The organism is Pseudacidovorax sp., assembly GCF_017991995.1.
GTDB lineage: Bacteria > Pseudomonadota > Gammaproteobacteria > Burkholderiales > Burkholderiaceae_C > Xenophilus.
This window is the reverse complement of sequence record NZ_JAGOPN010000002.1, coordinates 201,781-217,162: the sequence shown is the minus strand read 5'-3', so window position 1 is coordinate 217,162 and position 15,382 is coordinate 201,781. Positions and strand designations below refer to the sequence as shown.

At 69.7% G+C, this 15,382-nt stretch carries 12 protein-coding genes; 6 read left to right on the top strand and 6 right to left on the bottom strand.

Translation table 11 applies throughout. The annotated features are described in order from the left end of the window. On the bottom strand, window positions 1-816 hold the full coding sequence (locus tag KBC94_RS03415) for an ABC transporter permease (protein ID WP_294366325.1): 816 nt from the start codon (window positions 814-816) through the stop codon (window positions 1-3). Continuing rightward, entirely contained in the window at window positions 817-1,782 is a 966-nt protein-coding gene (locus KBC94_RS03410; protein WP_294366324.1) for an ABC transporter substrate-binding protein, read from the bottom strand. A gap of 491 nt (window positions 1,783-2,273) precedes the next feature. On the opposite strand from KBC94_RS03410, the gene recQ reads away from it, so the two are divergent. Next, a complete protein-coding gene (gene recQ / locus KBC94_RS03405) occupies window positions 2,274-4,211 on the top strand; it encodes a DNA helicase RecQ (protein WP_294366322.1) in 1,938 nt (645 codons plus the stop codon). A 164-nt stretch (window positions 4,212-4,375) separates the two neighbouring features. On the opposite strand, the gene KBC94_RS03400 is transcribed toward recQ, so the two are convergent. Both KBC94_RS03400 and KBC94_RS03395 read right to left on the bottom strand, forming a co-directional pair. Continuing rightward, the gene (locus KBC94_RS03400; protein WP_294366320.1) at window positions 4,376-5,947 is read right to left on the bottom strand and encodes a S41 family peptidase; all 1,572 of its coding nucleotides are present in this window, start codon (window positions 5,945-5,947) and stop codon (window positions 4,376-4,378) included. A gap of 145 nt (window positions 5,948-6,092) precedes the next feature. After that, window positions 6,093-8,417: an AAA family ATPase gene (locus KBC94_RS03395; protein ID WP_294366319.1), complete on the bottom strand. Its 2,325-nt coding sequence runs from the start codon at window positions 8,415-8,417 to the stop codon at window positions 6,093-6,095. Window positions 8,418-8,599: 182 nt separating this feature from the next. Between KBC94_RS03395 and KBC94_RS03390 the strand changes: the two genes are divergently transcribed. From KBC94_RS03390 to KBC94_RS03380, 3 genes are all read left to right on the top strand, one after another. After that, a complete protein-coding gene (locus tag KBC94_RS03390; protein WP_294366318.1) occupies window positions 8,600-9,805 on the top strand; it encodes a threonine ammonia-lyase in 1,206 nt (401 codons plus the stop codon). 201 nt (window positions 9,806-10,006) lie between these two features. Continuing rightward, window positions 10,007-10,159 (top strand): hypothetical protein, encoded by a 153-nt coding sequence (locus tag KBC94_RS03385; RefSeq protein WP_017759270.1) that lies wholly within the window; start codon window positions 10,007-10,009, stop codon window positions 10,157-10,159. Between the two features lie 216 nt (window positions 10,160-10,375). Further along, complete coding sequence (locus KBC94_RS03380; protein ID WP_294366316.1) at window positions 10,376-12,229, top strand: phosphoenolpyruvate carboxykinase (GTP); 1,854 nt, start codon at window positions 10,376-10,378, stop codon at window positions 12,227-12,229. 289 nt (window positions 12,230-12,518) lie between these two features. Here the strand turns inward: KBC94_RS03380 and KBC94_RS03375 are convergent, their stop codons facing one another. Next, entirely contained in the window at window positions 12,519-13,025 is a 507-nt protein-coding gene (locus tag KBC94_RS03375) for a hypothetical protein (RefSeq protein ID WP_294366314.1), read from the bottom strand. Window positions 13,026-13,141: 116 nt separating this feature from the next. Here KBC94_RS03375 and KBC94_RS03370 point away from each other — a divergent pair, with 116 nt between their 5' ends. Continuing rightward, the gene (locus KBC94_RS03370) at window positions 13,142-14,125 is read left to right on the top strand and encodes a LysR family transcriptional regulator (RefSeq protein WP_294366312.1); all 984 of its coding nucleotides are present in this window, start codon (window positions 13,142-13,144) and stop codon (window positions 14,123-14,125) included. A 65-nt stretch (window positions 14,126-14,190) separates the two neighbouring features. Here KBC94_RS03370 and KBC94_RS03365 read toward each other — a convergent pair whose 3' ends face one another. Then, a complete protein-coding gene (locus tag KBC94_RS03365; protein WP_294366310.1) occupies window positions 14,191-14,331 on the bottom strand; it encodes a hypothetical protein in 141 nt (46 codons plus the stop codon). Window positions 14,332-14,510: 179 nt separating this feature from the next. On the opposite strand from KBC94_RS03365, the gene KBC94_RS03360 reads away from it, so the two are divergent. Further along, entirely contained in the window at window positions 14,511-15,338 is an 828-nt protein-coding gene (locus tag KBC94_RS03360; RefSeq protein ID WP_294366307.1) for a metallophosphoesterase, read from the top strand. The last annotated feature ends 44 nt before the right edge of the window (window positions 15,339-15,382 follow it).

The window sequence follows — 15,382 nt, the reverse complement described above, 5'->3', positions numbered from 1 at the left end:
TCATAGCGAAGCCCAGGCGAACAGCCGACGGTTGACGGCCTTGAACAGGAAGTCCGACACCAGCCCGATCAGGCCGATGACGATGATGCCGAAGATGATCTGCCCGGTGTTCAGCAACGCCTGGCTGTCGGTGATCATGTGGCCGATGCCCGAGGACGAGCCAATGAGCTCGGCCACGATCACGTAGGTCCAGGCCCAGCCCAGCACCAGGCGCAGCGTCTCGGCGATGCCCGGCGCCGCGCCCGGGATGAGCACCCGCCGCACGATGCCGCCGCCGCCCGCGCCCAGCGTGTAGGCGGCCTCGACCAGGTCCTTGCGGGCGCTGCCCACCGTCACCGCCACCATCAGGATGATCTGGAACACCGAGCCGATGAAGATCACCAGCAGCTTCTGCGCCTCGCCGATGCCCGCCCACAGGATCAGCAGCGGGATGAAGGCCGAGGCCGGCAGGTAGCGGCAGAAGGAGACGAAGGGCTCCAGGAAGGCCTCCACCGGCTTGTAGGCGCCCATCAGGATGCCCAGCGGCACCGCGATGACGGCGGCCAGCAGGAAGCCGCCGAACACCCGCCACACCGTCATGCCGATGTCGCCGATGAAGCCGTACTCGGTGAACAGCAGCACCGCCTCCTTCACCATCGTGACCGGGCTGGCCAGGAAGGTGGGCGACACGTAGCCGCCCAGCGTGAAGAAGGCCCACACCGCCACGAAGAGCACGAAGAAGGCCACGCCCAGCAACCAGCGCGTGCGCGGGCCGACGGGCTCCAGCGGGGTCATGACGGAACGGCGGGGCACGGCGGCAGACTCACGCAACGGCATTTACTTGATGTACGACGCGTCGTAGGTGGCCTTGAGGTCCTCGGGCGCCTTGCGGATCACGCCGGCCTCCAGCAGGATGGGCACCGACTCCTTCATGAACTGCTCCAGCTCGCCGGAGAAGAACTTCTGGTTGGCGGCCTTGTCCTGCCAGCGCAGGTACTTGGACGAATTGGCGAAGGCCTCGCCGGTCTGCTTGACGGCGGAACCCATGATCTCGTTGGCCTTGGCGGGCTCGGCCTTGATCATCTCCAGCGCCTCGAAGTACGACGCGGTGAGCGCCTGCGCCGCCTTGGCGTTGGCCTTGAGCCAGGTGGGCGCGCAGCCCACGGTGTCCATCACCATCGGGTAGTCGAGCGTGGTCGCGAGGATCTTGCCGGACTGCGGTGCGTTGCGCACCGTCGACAGGTAGGGCTCGTAGGTCATGGCGGCGTCGTTCTGGCCAGCCACGAAGGCCTGGGCGGCGGCCTGCGGCGCCAGCGTCACGGTCTTCACGTCCTTCAAGGTCATGCCGTTCTTGCTCAGCATCCAGGCCAGGCCGAAGTAGGGCGCAGTACCGGGCGCATCGACGCCGATGGTCTTGCCCTTGAGGTCGGCGAAGGACTTGACGTCGCCCCGCACGGCGATGCCGTCGGCGCCGTAGGACTTGTCCATCTGGAAGATCTGCACGATGGGCACGCCATTGGCGTTCCAGGCCACATGCGTCTCCACGGTGGTGGCGGCGCACTGGATGGCGCCGGAGGCCAGGGCGAGGTGGCGGTCTTTCTGCGGGATCATCTTGATCTCCACGTCCAGGCCGTTCTTCTTGAAGATGCCGGCCTTGTCGGCCAGCGTGAGCGGGGCGAAGCCGGTCCAGCCGGACATGCCGAGCGCGATCTTCGTCTCCTGCGCGGCGGCGGTGCCTGCGGCGCAGGCGAGGGCGGCGGCCGCGGCCACCAGCGATGCGATCTTGAAGACGGTCTTGGCCATGCGGCCCTCCTGTGGTGTGAATGGCGGAACAACAACGAACATCGGTGCGGGCGACCTCGCCAGCCGGGAGCGGGCGCAGTCTGAGGCGACCTGCCACACCTGTATATACAGGACAACCCGCAGCGCCACCTCATCGAGATCAGGAACAGCGCGGGAGGAAAGTCCCGCTTCGGTGCATCGGGCGAAGGCGCGCACCAAAATGTTGTCTATACAGGCAGCGGCGGGTGCCAGCGCCATCCGGATTGCAGGAGGCGTGCCAGGGCTGTGAGGCCGTGTGCAAACGGCTTCCACAGGCTCAGCCCGAACGGTCGATGGTTCACGCAGCCCGCAGGCCCGTCGGGTCGTGGACTCACCGATCCGCATCGGGGCCACGGCCGGCCTGAGACAATGCCCACCTGGCGCGCGGGAGGCGCGCCGCTCGCGTCCGCCACCGGAGGCATCCCCCCGTTTTCCAGCCGCCAGCCCGCCCGCCGCCACCGCCCGCACCGACCGTGTCTTCCACCCACTCCATCGACTCCGGCAGCACCGCACCCCTGGCCATCCTGCGCGAGGTCTTCGGCTACGAGGCCTTTCGCGGCCCGCAGGCGGCCATCGTCGACCAGGTCACGGCCGGCGGCGATGCGCTGGTGCTGATGCCCACCGGCGGCGGCAAGTCGCTGTGCTATCAGATCCCGGCCATCGCCCGCGCACGCGCCGGCCATGGCGTGAGCATCGTGGTCTCGCCGCTGATCGCGCTGATGCACGACCAGGTCGGCGCCCTGCACGAGGCAGGCGTGAGTGCGGCCTTCCTCAATTCCACGCTGGACTGGCAGGAAGCGCTGGACGTCGAGCGCCGCACCGCCCGCGCCGAGCTCACGCTGCTCTACGCCGCGCCGGAGCGCGTCAACACGCCGCGCTTCCTGGAGCTGCTGGACGGCCTGGCCGCGCGCGGCAAGCTGGCGCTGTTCGCCATCGACGAGGCGCATTGCGTGAGCCAGTGGGGCCACGACTTCCGCCCCGAATACCGCGCACTGGCCGTGCTGCACGAACGCTACCCGGCCGTGCCGCGCATCGCGCTCACCGCCACCGCCGACGCGCTGACGCGCGCCGACATCGTCGAGCGCCTGCAACTGCAGGACGCGCGCCAGTTCGTCAGCAGCTTCGACCGGCCCAACATCCGCTACGCCATCGTCGAGAAGAAGGACGCCAGCACGCAGTTGCTGCGCTTCATCGAGCGCGAGCACGAGGGCGAGGCCGGCGTCGTCTACTGCCAGTCGCGCAAGCGTGTGGAAGAAGTGGCGCAGATGCTGGCCGATGCCGGCGTCAACGCGCTGCCCTACCACGCCGGCCTGGACGCCGCCGTGCGCCAGCGCCACCAGGACCGCTTCCTGCGCGAGGAAGGCATCGTCATGGTGGCCACCATCGCCTTCGGCATGGGCATCGACAAGCCCGACGTGCGCTTCGTCGCCCACCTGGACCTGCCCAAGAACATCGAGGGCTACTACCAGGAGACCGGCCGCGCCGGCCGCGACGGCCTGCCCGCCGATGCCTGGATGGCCTATGGCCTGCAGGACGTGGTCAACCAGCGCCGCATGATCGACGAGAGCCCGGCGGCCGAGGAATTCAAGCAGGTCATGCGCGGCAAGCTCGACGCCCTGCTGGCCCTGGCTGAGGCCACCGACTGCCGCCGCGTGCGGCTGCTGGCCTACTTCGACGAGACCTACGGCATGCCGCCCGATGCGCCCGAGGGCGAGGAGCGCGTGCCGCTCATGCACTGCGGCAGCTGCGACAACTGCCTGTCGCCGCCCGCCGTGTGGGACGGCACGGATGCCGCGCGCAAGCTGCTGTCCACCATCTACCGGGTGCAGCAGCAAAGCGGCATCGGCTTCGGCGCCGGCCACATCATGGACATCCTGCGCGGCAAGACCACCGACAAGGTCAAGCAGTTCTTCCATGAACGGGTGAGCACCTTCGGCATCGGCGCCGAGTACAGCGAGACGCAGCTGCGCGGCGTGCTGCGCCAGCTGATCGCCATCGGCGCGGTGGAGGTGGACGCGGAGAAGTTCAACACCCTGCGCCTCACCGACGGCTCGCGCGCGGTGCTGCGCGGCGAGGTGCCGGTGCGGCTGCGCGAGTCGGTGTCGCAGCCGGCCCCGCGCCGCAGCCGGCGCGAGCGCACGGGCGGCACCAGCGCCGCGGCACCGGCGGCGGCGGCGGCGCTCGACACCGCGGGACAGGCCCGCTTTGCGGCCCTCAAGGCCTGGCGCGCCGAGGTGGCCAAGGCCCACAACCTGCCGGCCTACGTCATCTTCCACGACGCCACCCTCGCCGCCATCGCCGAGCGCGCGCCCGGCTCGCTGGAAGACCTGGAAGGCGTCAGCGGCCTCGGCGCGAAGAAGCTGGAGGCCTACGGCGAGGAAGTGGTGCGGGTCATCGCCAGCGTGCGATAAGCGGGCACCCCCCATGCCGCTTCGCGGCTCCCCCCTCCCTCGCGCCTTCGGCTTGGAGGGGGGCGCACCCCCCGGCCCGGCAAAGCCGGTTCCGCGGGTGCACTGGCATGGCCTGCTCCGCGGCCATTCGATCTTGCCGCTGCTTGCAATCGGCGTCTGTTTGTCTAGAACCCGCGGTCCGCCGGCAGCACGATCCGGTTGTCTAGCCACGGCGCGCGCGGCCCCAGCACGGCCTGATCGGCGGGCAGGCCGGTGCCGCTGCCGGCGATGGCCGAGCGCGCGCTGGCCACGAGCGGCGTGGCGGGCGCGGGGCACACGCCGTTCTGGCGCAGGCTCAGCGCCGCGGCCAGGCGCCCTTCCGCCGGATCGCCCAGCGCATGGCTGAAGTCGTCCGCCACGCTGCAGGTCGGCGCGAAGCCGTCCGCGTAGTCGCCCTGGCCCTTGGCGTTGACGCCCTGGAACTGGATGGCGAAGTAGGTGGTGCCGCAGTTGTCCTGCGGATAGAAGCCGTAGGGCTTGCCACAAGTGGCGCCGCCCACCAGCGCCACGTTCACGCCGATGCCGCGCAGGCCGTTGACCACGGACTCGCTGGCCGAGCAGGTATCGCCACCGGCCAGCACCAGCACGCGCGGCAGGTTCAGCCGCGGCAGTGGGCTGCCCGAACGCGGGCCGTACTGCGCCGTCGCATAGAAGGGCACCCGGCTGGCGGCGTCGGACGTGCCGAAGGGGTTCTTGCGGTTGTAGACCAGCCGCTCGAAGGTCTGCCCCGCCGTGCTGCCGGTCGGCGCGATCATGCTGGCCAGCTCCGAGGCGATGCCCAGCAGACCGCCGCCGTTGTAGCGCATGTCCAGCACCACGTCGGCCACGGCGGCATCGCGCAGGCCGGCGATGGCGTCCATCAACTGCGCCTCGGCCGCCACGCTGTGCTGGTTGAACTGCAGATAACCCACGTTGCCGCTGGCCGTGGCGATGGTCTTCACGTTCATCACGGCGCTGCTGGCGATGTCGGCGGCCGTGAGGCTGAGCGTGACGTCGCCACCGGCCAGGGTACGCAGGCCCAGCTGGTGCACGTCGCCTGCCTTCTGGGGCGCCAGCCCGGCGTTGAGGCCATCCACGTTGCTGCCGTTGGTCACGTCGATGCCGTCGACGGTGCGCAGGCGCATGCCGCGCGTCACGCCGGCCGCGGCGGCGGGCGAGTTGGGCTCCACGTAGGCCACGCGCACGTCCCGCGGCGGCACGCTGGAGAGGTAGGCGAAGCGGATGCCGTAGCCGATCTCCTGGCCGTTGCTCGACAGGCCCTGGTACGCGGCCGTGTCGTAGGTGAAGTGGAAGCGGTCCTTGGGCTTGCCGCTGGAAGTGAGCGCCGAGGTCTTGAGCACCGCGAAGTAGTCGATGGGCGTCGCATAGTTCGCCGCCGAGAGGGTGGGCACCTCGTCGTACCAGAGGTAGGTGTCGTCGATCCAGGAGCGCACCCAGCGCTTCTCGTCGAGCAGGGTCCCGGCCAGGTCGGCGCTGCCGCTGCGGGGCTTGGCGCACCGGCCCGCCACGGAGGCCACGTCGACGATGTCCGGATCGCCGGCCTGGGCGACAGGCGTGGACGCCGGGGCCGCCGGACTGCTGGCGGGCAGGGCCAGCGGCAGCGCGCCGCCACCGCCTCCACCTCCGCCGCCGCCACAGGCACTCAACACGGTCACGATCGCGCCGGCCAGCAGCGCCCCCATCCCTCGTCGCTTCATGGATCGTCCTCGGTGTGATGGGCACGCGGCCCCGGCGCGCATGCCGGCGCCGATGCTAGCGCCCCTGCACGACAGTTCGCGCGCCCAGGATGTGTGAATGAATCCGGCGGGGCCGGGCGGGCGTGGCGGGCTCGCCCACCCCTTCTCAGTGGACGAAGCCCATGCCCCGGGCCTCGCGCACCTCGGGCTTGAGGCGGTGCTCGGCCTCCAGCTGCTCCAGGAATTCCTCGGGCGTGAAAGCCGTGGCCAGGATCTCCACCTGCCGCTTGACCGCGGCGAAGTCGCCGGGGCACAGCTGGTCCAGCCGCGCTAGGCGCGCCGCCGCTTCGGGCGTCAGGGCCTCGGCATCGCCGCCCAGCGCCTCGTTGACGAACATGCGCTCGCGCTGGTCGGTCGTAAGGGGCTTGAAGCGGATCTTGAAGGTGAAGCGGCGCAGCGCCGCCTGATCGATGCGGTCGAGCAGGTTGGTGGTGCAGACGAAGACGCCCTGGTAGCGCTCCATGCCCTGCAGCATCTCGTTGACCTCGGTGACCTCGTAGGTGCGCTGGGCACCGCGCCGGTCCTGCAGGAAGGAGTCCGCCTCGTCCAGCAAAAGCACTGCCTTCTCGGCCTCGGCCTCGCGGAACATGGCGGCCATCTGCTGCTCGGTCTCGCCGACGTACTTGCTCATCAGGTCGCTGGCCTGCTTGATCATCAGCGGCCGGCCCAGCGCGCGGGCGATGTGCTCGGCCAGCGCCGTCTTGCCGGTGCCGGGCGCGCCGTAGAAGCACAGCGTGCCGTGGCCGCGGGCCTTGAGCGCCTCGACGATGCGCGGGATCTCGAAGCGCGTATCGACGTTGAGCATGCCCAGGTCCCAGGTGGTCACGGCCAGGCGCTCGGCCGGCGTGCCGGGGCTGCGGCCGAGCGCCTGGTCGGCGTTACGCAGCTGGCGCTCGATCAGCGCCTCGGCATCGACGCCGCCTTCGGCCGCCAGGCCGGCGAAGCGCACCGCGGTGCGGATCTGCGCCGGCGTGAGCCCGCGCCGCTCGGCCAGCCGGCCCGCGAAGGCCTCGGACACCTCGACGCCGGCCAGGGCCTTGCGCACGATCTGCTCGCGCGCCCCGGGCGGTGGCGACTTCAGCTCCAGGTGGTAGGCGAAGCGGCGGCGGAAGGCCGGATCGATCTGCTCGATGCGGTTGGTGACCCACAGCGTGGGCACCGGGTTGGTCTCCAGGATCTGGTTGACCCAGGCCTTGCCGTTGACGCTGCCGCTGGCGGCCGGCGCCGCGATCTGCTCGGCCCGGGCCATGAACTGCGCCGCCTCGGTGCTGATGGGCGGAAACACGTCCTCCACCTCGTCGAACAGCAGCGCCGACTGCGCGCTGCCCTTGAGGAAGACCTGCGCGATCTGCAGCGAGCGGTAGCGGTCGCGGCCCGAGAGGGAGTTGCCGTCGCGGTCGGCGTACTCGACCTCGAACAGCTCCAGCCCCGCGGCCTGCGCCACCACCTTGGCCAGCTCGGTCTTGCCCGTGCCCGGCGGGCCGTAGAGCAGCACATTCACGCCCGGCTCCTTGCGCGCGACGGCGGCACGCAGCAGCGTGATCAGCATGCGGGCCTCGTCGTCGACGAACGCGAAGTCGTCCAGCGTCAATTCGCTCTTGGTGGAGGGCCGCGTGAAGACGGCCATCAGCTCGCTCTGGTCGCGGTACTCGCGCATGAGCACCGGCGGCAGCTTCTCGCTGACCTTCATCAGGTCGGCCAGGTCGGTGATGTTGTGCTCGGAGATGAGGTTCTCGACCAGGCCGATGCGCTCCAGCCGCGAGCCGGCGCGCAGCGCCTCGCCCACCTCGCTGGGGCTCACGCCGGCCACCTCGGCCAGCGCGGCATAGGCCTCGGGCGCGTTGCTGACCTTGAACTCCACCAGCAGCGAGCGCAGGTCGCGCTGGTAGCGCGCCAGCGTCCCGTAGAGCAGCAGCGCGCGCTCGGCCTTGTTCAGCTGCAGCAGGCCAGCCAGCGCGTCGATGTTCTTCTCGACCAGCGTGGACTGCTTGCGCAGCGTCTGCGCCAGCCAGTCGCGGGTCAATGCCAGCACGGCCAGCAGGTCCTTGGGCTGGTCCTTGGCGTATTCGTCGAGGTGGAAGAAGAGCGTGCCTTCTTCGTAGGGCCCGCGCCAGTGGCCGTGGCGCTCGAGCAGGGCGCGGTTGTCCAGCGTCTGCACGTCCTTCCAGACCTCGTTGCCCTCGCAGCGCCGCGCCAGGAAGGCCCGCAGCCGCTGCAATACCGACACGGGCCACACCAGGTGCCGGCCGGTGAGCGAGAGCAGGCCGTTGAGGTCGCGCCGCACGTTGAAGCGCGGGCCCTGCTGCGCAGCGAGCGTGAGCACGAAGTGCGAGCACATGAGCTCCAGCACCGGCGCCTCGCGCAGGCCGGGCGAGGGCAAGGCGGCCCCGCGCTGGGCGGTGCTGGCGTCGAGTCCTGAGCGGCGGGCCATGGCAGGGTTTCCTCGGAGATGGAGCGGCGACCATAGCGCAGTCCGATGCAATGCGGAAGTGCGGGGCCGCGAAAGCCCCGGGACGGCGGCGCGCGCCCGCCGGTCCCGATGCAGGGCCGCCCGCGGCCGCAGGCGCGCATCCGGCGGACGCCGGCGTGCGCAGCGGCGCCACAATGCCGGCCATGGTCTCCCTCCAAGACATCGAAGCCGCCGCCCGGCGCCTCCAGGGCCAGGTGCTGCGCACGCCCTGCGTGGAATCGCGCACCCTGTCGGACATCGTCGGTGCGCAGGTCTTCCTCAAGTTCGAGAACCTGCAGTTCACCGCCTCCTTCAAGGAGCGTGGCGCCTGCAACATCATGGCGCAGCTGGCCGCCGCCGACGTGCCGCCCAGGGGCGTGATCGCCATGTCGGCCGGCAACCATGCCCAGGGCGTGGCCTACCACGCGCAGCGCCTGGGCATTCCCGCCACCATCGTCATGCCGCGCTTCACGCCGGGCGTGAAGATCGAGCGCACGCGCGGCTTCGGCGCCCATGTGGTGCTGTTCGGCGATTCGCTGGAGGCGGCGCGCGCCCATGCCTACGAGCTGGCCGAGCGCGACGGTCTGGCCTTCGTGCATCCCTACGACGACGACGCCATCATCGCGGGCCAAGGCACGGTGGCGCTGGAGATGCTCGAAGACGTGCCGGAGCTGGACACGCTGGTCGTCTCGGTGGGCGGCGGCGGCCTTCTGGCCGGCATGACGGTGGTGGGCCGGGCCCGCCGCCCCGGCCTGCAGATCGTGGGCGTGCAGACCGCGCGCTTCCCGGCCATGGTCAACGCCGTGAAGGGCACGGAGCACGTCGCCGGCACCAGCACCATCGCCGAGGGCATCGCCGTGGGCACGCCGGGCGAACGCACGCGCGAGATCATCGCGGCGATGGTGGACGACCTGGTGCTGGTGGACGAGGGCGACATCGAGCAGTCGGTGCTGATGCTGCTGGAGATCGAGAAGACGCTGGTGGAGGGCGCAGGCGCCGCCGGCCTGGCCGCGCTGCTGCGGCATCCTGAGCGCTTCCGCGGCCGCAAGGTGGGCCTTGTGCTCTCGGGCGGCAACATCGATCCGCTGCTGCTGGCCGCGATCATCGAGCGCGGCATGGTGCGCGCCGGTCGCCTGGCGCGGCTGACGGTGAGTGCTCGCGACGTGCCCGGCATGCTGGCGCGCATCACGGCCACCGTGGCGGAGGCCGGCGCCAACATCGACGAAGTGCACCACCAGCGCGCCTTCACGCTGCTGGCGGCGCAGAACGTGGACATCGAATTGGTGCTGCAGACCCGGGGCCGCGAGCACCTGGCCTCGGTGATCGAGGCCCTGCGCAACGCCGGCTTCGAGGCCGAGGAAAAGCACTAGCCCGGGCCGGCTGTTGCGCGGCGGCGGAACGCACGGCCACTTTTCACCCTCCGCACCGGCGCGCAGCGCGCGCCGGGACAGCGCAAACCCGCTGCTGGAGCGCCTCGGCAGGAGAAACCCCGAGACCCAGTCGCTTTCCTGGGAGAAGGGGTGCTTGTTAACATCTTTCTCCTTGTCCGCTTAGAAAAGAGACGCTCGCCCATGTCCACTCCCACGCCCGTCGAGCCCGGCCACGATGCCATCATCGAGAAAGACGCGGTGGAAGGCATCGTTCCGCTGATGCCCATTGTGCTGCCCATTGCTGGCGGCATCCTGATGCTGCTGCTGGCTTCGATCGCGGTGTACCTGGCCTGAGTGCCGAGGGCGTGCATGAATCCGGCCTGAGCGCCATGCCGGATTCCTCCATGCCTTCCGACGGACGCGCGGGCTTCACGCCGAGCGCGACCTGCCGCCTGCGCCGACCGCGACCGCGGAATCCCTGACCGAAGACGTTTTCTCCAACGACGTTCACGCCGCGCGCCCCGCGACGAGCGTCGTTCGAAAAGACAGTTTTCTTTTCAGGAGTTCACCATGAGTCCCAGCAATCTGCAGGCCCCCGACTACGTCAAGAATCCCAAGCTCATCGCCTGGGTGGCCGAGATGGCGGCCCTGTGCAAGCCCGAACGCATCCACTGGTGCGACGGCAGCCAGGAAGAATACGACGCGCTGTGCAACCAGCTGGTCGAAGCCGGCACCTTCAAGCGCCTGAACGCGGCCAAACGACCCGGCTCCTTCCTCGCCTGCTCCGACCCGAGCGACGTCGCCCGCGTCGAGGACCGCACCTTCATCTGCAGCGAGAAGAAGGAAGACGCCGGTCCCACCAACAACTGGATGGCCCCCGCGGAGATGCGCGCCACGCTGCAGCCGCTGTTCGACGGCTGCATGAAGGGCCGCACCATGTATGTGGTGCCCTTCAGCATGGGCCCGCTGGGCTCGCCCATCGCACACATCGGCATCGAGCTGTCCGACAGCCCGTACGTGGCCGTCAACATGAAGATCATGACCCGCATGGGCCGCGCCGTGTACGACGTGCTGGGCGCCGAGGGCGAGTTCGTGCCCTGCGTGCACACCGTGGGCGCGCCGCTGCAGGCCGGCCAGAAGGACGTGGCCTGGCCCTGCAACAAGACCAAGTACATCGTCCACTACCCGGCCACGCGCGAGATCTGGTCGTACGGCTCGGGCTACGGCGGCAACGCCCTGCTGGGCAAGAAGTGCTTCGCCCTGCGCATCGCCTCCAACATGGGCCGCGACGAAGGTTGGCTGGCCGAGCACATGCTCATCCTCGGCGTGACCAGCCCCGAGGGCAAGAAGTACCACGTGGCCGCCGCCTTCCCCAGCGCCTGCGGCAAGACCAACTTCTCCATGCTCGTGCCGCCGGCCGGCTTCGAGGGCTGGAAGGTCACGACCATCGGCGACGACATCGCCTGGATCAAGCCCCAGCCCGATGGCAGCCTGCGCGCCATCAACCCCGAGGCGGGCTACTTCGGCGTGGCACCGGGCACCAACTTCAAGACCAACCCCAACTGCATGGCCAGCCTCGACAAGAACGTGATCTTCACGAACGTCGCGCTGACCGACGACGGCGATGTGTGGTGGGAAGGCATGGAGGCCGATGCTCCCGGCAAGGCCCTGCCCGCGCACCTGATCGACTGGCAGGGCAAGGACTGGACGCCGCAGATCGCGCGCGAGACCGGCGCCAAGGCCGCCCATCCCAACGCCCGCTTCACCGTGGCCGCCACCAACAACCCGGCGCTTGACGAGGCCTGGGACGACCCGAAGGGCGTGAAGATCGACGCCTTCATCTTCGGCGGCCGCCGCTCCACCACGGTGCCGCTGGTCACCGAGGCCCGCAACTGGACCGAAGGCGTCTACATGGCCGCCACCATGGGCAGCGAGACGACCGCCGCCGCCGCCGGCCAGCAGGGCGTGGTGCGCCGCGACCCCTTCGCCATGCTGCCCTTCATGGGCTACAACATGAGCGACTACTTCCAGCACTGGCTGGACCTGGGCAAGAAGCTGCAGGCCTCGGGCGCCAAGCTGCCGCACATCTACACCACCAACTGGTTCCGCAAGGGCGACGACGGCAAGTTCGTCTGGCCCGGCTACGGCGAGAACATGCGCGTGCTCAAGTGGATGATCGACCGCATCGAGGGCCAGGGTCAGGGCGACGAACATGTCTTCGGCGTCAGCCCGCGCTACGAAGACCTGAACTGGACCGGCCTGGACTTCAGCCGCGAGCAATTCGACAAGGTCACCAGCATCGACAAGGCCGCCTGGCAGGCCGAACTCAAGCTGCACAGCGAGCTGTTCGAGCAACTGGCCCACCACCTGCCGGAAGAGCTGCCGCAGACCAAGGCGGCCATCGAGCAGCGCCTGGCGGCTTGATATAGAGCGACACCCCCCATGCCGCTTCGCGGCTCCCCCCTCCCTGGCGCCTTCGGCTTGGAGGGGGGCGCACCCAGAGGCCTGGCGAAGCCAGTTCCTCGGGTGCACTGGCGTGGCCTGCTCCGCGGCCTTTCGATTCTGTTGCCCGACGTGCGTGTCTGCGCCAGCAGCCACGCGGTCCCGCAGCCAGCGCATCCGGCCCTGTGCGAGCCGCAGACGCAAAAAAACCGCCCGAGGGCGGTTTTTTTGCGGGCGCTCGCCGCCTTTCGGGGCGGCGGCCAGGCTGCGCTCAGTAGTAGCGGGCGAGGTGGCTGGCGGTGGCCTGGTGCACGCGCATCTTGGTCTGGGCCGGCACGGCGCTGTCGACCGCCGAGACCGATTCGGCGCGGGTGATGGCCGCCTGCAGGTCGTTCATGATGCGGGTGTCGCGGTGTGCGGCGGCAAGGAAGCGCTCGTCGGCGCGGGCAGCGGCCTGGGCGCGCTGCAGGCTGTTCCAGCGCTCGACCAAGCCGATGGCCAGGCTCTGCGCAGCGCCGGCGGCGTACAGCGACAGGCCGCCGAACACCAGGGCCCACAGCACCATCCAGGCGGCCAGCAGGCTGCCGTCGGTGATCTCGGCCACGAAGCGCTCGGCCACCACCAGCGCAGCGGCCAGCAGGGCGGCGACGACCATCATGAGCGCGCCACCGCGGGCCTTGAAGCTGCGGCCCGCATCGCGGATGTAGGCCGCGGTTTCCTCGGCGCGGCGGACGCCGGGGTGCGAGACGGGTTGGTCGACGTGGACGAAGGTGGTCATGGCAATCCCCTCCTAGGGAAGAAAACGGTGGGCAACAGTGCCGATGGACTGAATATTAGGGTTTGCCCCAGTGTTCTTCCACTTTATAGTGGTGATGCTCTTCATTCATTGGAATGATGAACGTCAATTTCCGCACACTCGATCTGAATCTCCTGCGCGTCTTCGACGAGGTGATGGCCGAGCGCAGCCTCACCCGCGCCGCCCGCAACCTCTCTCTGACCCAGCCCGCGGTGAGCAATGCCCTGCGCCGCCTGCGCGAGACGCTGGGCGACGAGCTGGTGCACCGCGCCGGCAGCGGTGTCGAGCCCACGCCGCGGGCCCTGGCCCTGTGGCCGGTGGTGCGCGACGCCTTGCGCCACATCCAGCACGCCATCGCCCCCACGGCCTTCGAGCCGGCGCAGGCGGACGACAGCTTCGTGCTGGCCATGGCCGATGCCACCGCCACCGAGCTGATTCCCGGCGCCGTGCGGCTGCTGGAGGCGGAGGCGCCCGGCGTGTCGCTGCGGGTGGTACCGCTGAACACGCGCGACCCGCGCGGCCTGCTCGACAAGGAATCGGCAGACCTGGCCATCGGCCACTTTCCGGCGGTGATGGCCGACCTGACGGCCCGCACCCAGGCCGGTGAAGCCGTGGCCTTCGAATCGCACCGCCTTTACGTGGGGCGCTACGTTTGCGTGATGCGTAGCGGCCATCCGCTGGCCGCGCAGGAGCTGACGCTGGACGCCTTCTGCGCCGCGCGTCACCTGCTGGTGAGCTTTTCCGGGCGGCCCTGGGGTTTCGTCGACGAGGCGCTGGAGGCCATCGGCCGTCGCCGGCGCATCGTGCTGACGGTGAACCAGTTCTTCACGGCCGGCAAGGTGGTGGCCGATTCGGACCTGCTGACGGTGCTGCCGCGCCATTTCGTGAGCAGCACCGGCGTGAGCGACGGCCTGGTCGTGCGTGAGTTGCCGCTCACCCTGCCGCTGGTGCACGTGGATGCGCTGTGGCACCGGCGTATGCAGGCGGCACCGGGTCACGCGTGGCTGCGCGACCTGATCGTGCGGGCGGCGGGCGATGCGTTTGCCCGCACCCTGGCGGAGTACGTGCTGCCGCGGGCCTGAGTGGCTTGCGGCCTATCCCGCCGGTGCTCCGGTTGCCGCTTATCTTGCGCCAGCCTGGCGATACCTCAACGGACGACGCGCAGCCAGGCGGAAGCGGCTTCGCGCAGTTCCTGCGCGTGGTGCGGATCCAGGCCGGCCATCGCGTCGGCGGATTCGAAGAGATCGGCGGCCGGGCTGGCGGGCACGGGGGCGGCGGTCGGTTGCATCCAGCGGGACCAGAAAGTGAGCAGGGAAGACATGATGTTTCGCGGCTCCACGCCGCGTGTATGTAGGTATGGGTAGAAGAATAGGGTTTTCCCTAGTTTTCACAACCCCAACTCCATGCCGTCCGCGCATGGCGCCGCAGCGACCGCGACATGGGCTGTGAATTTCTACACTGGTGCGCATGAAGATCCAGCTGCTGTCGGACCTGCACCTCGAGACCTATCCCGAATTCGTCGCCCATCCCGCGCCCGGCGCCGAGCTGCTGGTGCTCGCGGGGGACGTGGGCTCGTACCAGCGCGGCTCGCAGCTGACGGACCCGGATTTCGGCCTGGGCCGCTTTTCCCCGAAGCGGGGCTGGCCGGTGCCGGTGATCTACGTGCCCGGCAATCATGAGTACGACGGCCTGGATTTCGACGAGACCCATGCCCGTCTGCGCGAGCACTGCGAGGCGCTCGGCATCGTCTGGCTGGAGCGCGAGATGCAGGTGCACCAGGGTGTGCGCTTCGTCGGCACCACGCTCTGGGCCGACTTCGACGCCCTTGCGACGCCGCAGGACGACACCGTCGCCCGCGTTCGCAAGCGCGGCAAGGCCATGCGCGCCGCCGATTTCTACCTGGCCAAGGCCGCCACCACACGCGGCGGCCAGCCCTTCATGGCAGCCGAGCTGCGCGCGCAGGCCCTGGCGTGCCAGGACTGGCTGCGCGAAGCACTCGCCCAGCCCTTCGACGGTGTGACGGTAGCCATCACTCACTTCGCGCCTTCGCTGGCCAGCGCCGACCCGCGCTACGGGCTGGCGCCGGGCACGGCAGGCTTCTGCAATGCGCTGGACGAGTTGCTGCCGCTGGCCGACGTCTGGATGCACGGCCACCTGCATTGCGCCTTCGACTACGTGAAGTCAGGCTGCCGCGTGGTCGCCAATCCGCGCGGCTACGAGGAAAAGGGCGAGCAGGCCGGCTTCCTGCCGCTGGGCTGCGTGGAACTGCCGACGCAGCCTCGGAGTCGACCCTGAAGCGTCCGGTGCTGAATGCCGGCCATCCTCATCCAAGGAACCGT

Bases quoted from the DNA above. Each gene is read 5' to 3' on its own strand.
- KBC94_RS03415 (WP_294366325.1), bottom strand. From the start codon at position 816: ATGCCGTTGCGTGAGTCTGCCGCCGTGCCCCGCCGTTCCGTCATGACC.
- KBC94_RS03410 (WP_294366324.1), bottom strand. From the start codon at position 1,782: ATGGCCAAGACCGTCTTCAAGATCGCATCGCTGGTGGCCGCGGCCGCC.
- KBC94_RS03400 (WP_294366320.1), bottom strand. From the start codon at position 5,947: ATGAAGCGACGAGGGATGGGGGCGCTGCTGGCCGGCGCGATCGTGACC.
- KBC94_RS03395 (WP_294366319.1), bottom strand. From the start codon at position 8,417: ATGGCCCGCCGCTCAGGACTCGACGCCAGCACCGCCCAGCGCGGGGCC.
- KBC94_RS03390 (WP_294366318.1), top strand. From the start codon at position 8,600: ATGGTCTCCCTCCAAGACATCGAAGCCGCCGCCCGGCGCCTCCAGGGC.
- KBC94_RS03385 (WP_017759270.1), top strand. From the start codon at position 10,007: ATGTCCACTCCCACGCCCGTCGAGCCCGGCCACGATGCCATCATCGAG.
- KBC94_RS03380 (WP_294366316.1), top strand. From the start codon at position 10,376: ATGAGTCCCAGCAATCTGCAGGCCCCCGACTACGTCAAGAATCCCAAG.
- KBC94_RS03375 (WP_294366314.1), bottom strand. From the start codon at position 13,025: ATGACCACCTTCGTCCACGTCGACCAACCCGTCTCGCACCCCGGCGTC.
- KBC94_RS03370 (WP_294366312.1), top strand. From the start codon at position 13,142: ATGAACGTCAATTTCCGCACACTCGATCTGAATCTCCTGCGCGTCTTC.
- KBC94_RS03365 (WP_294366310.1), bottom strand. From the start codon at position 14,331: ATGCAACCGACCGCCGCCCCCGTGCCCGCCAGCCCGGCCGCCGATCTC.
- KBC94_RS03360 (WP_294366307.1), top strand. From the start codon at position 14,511: ATGAAGATCCAGCTGCTGTCGGACCTGCACCTCGAGACCTATCCCGAA.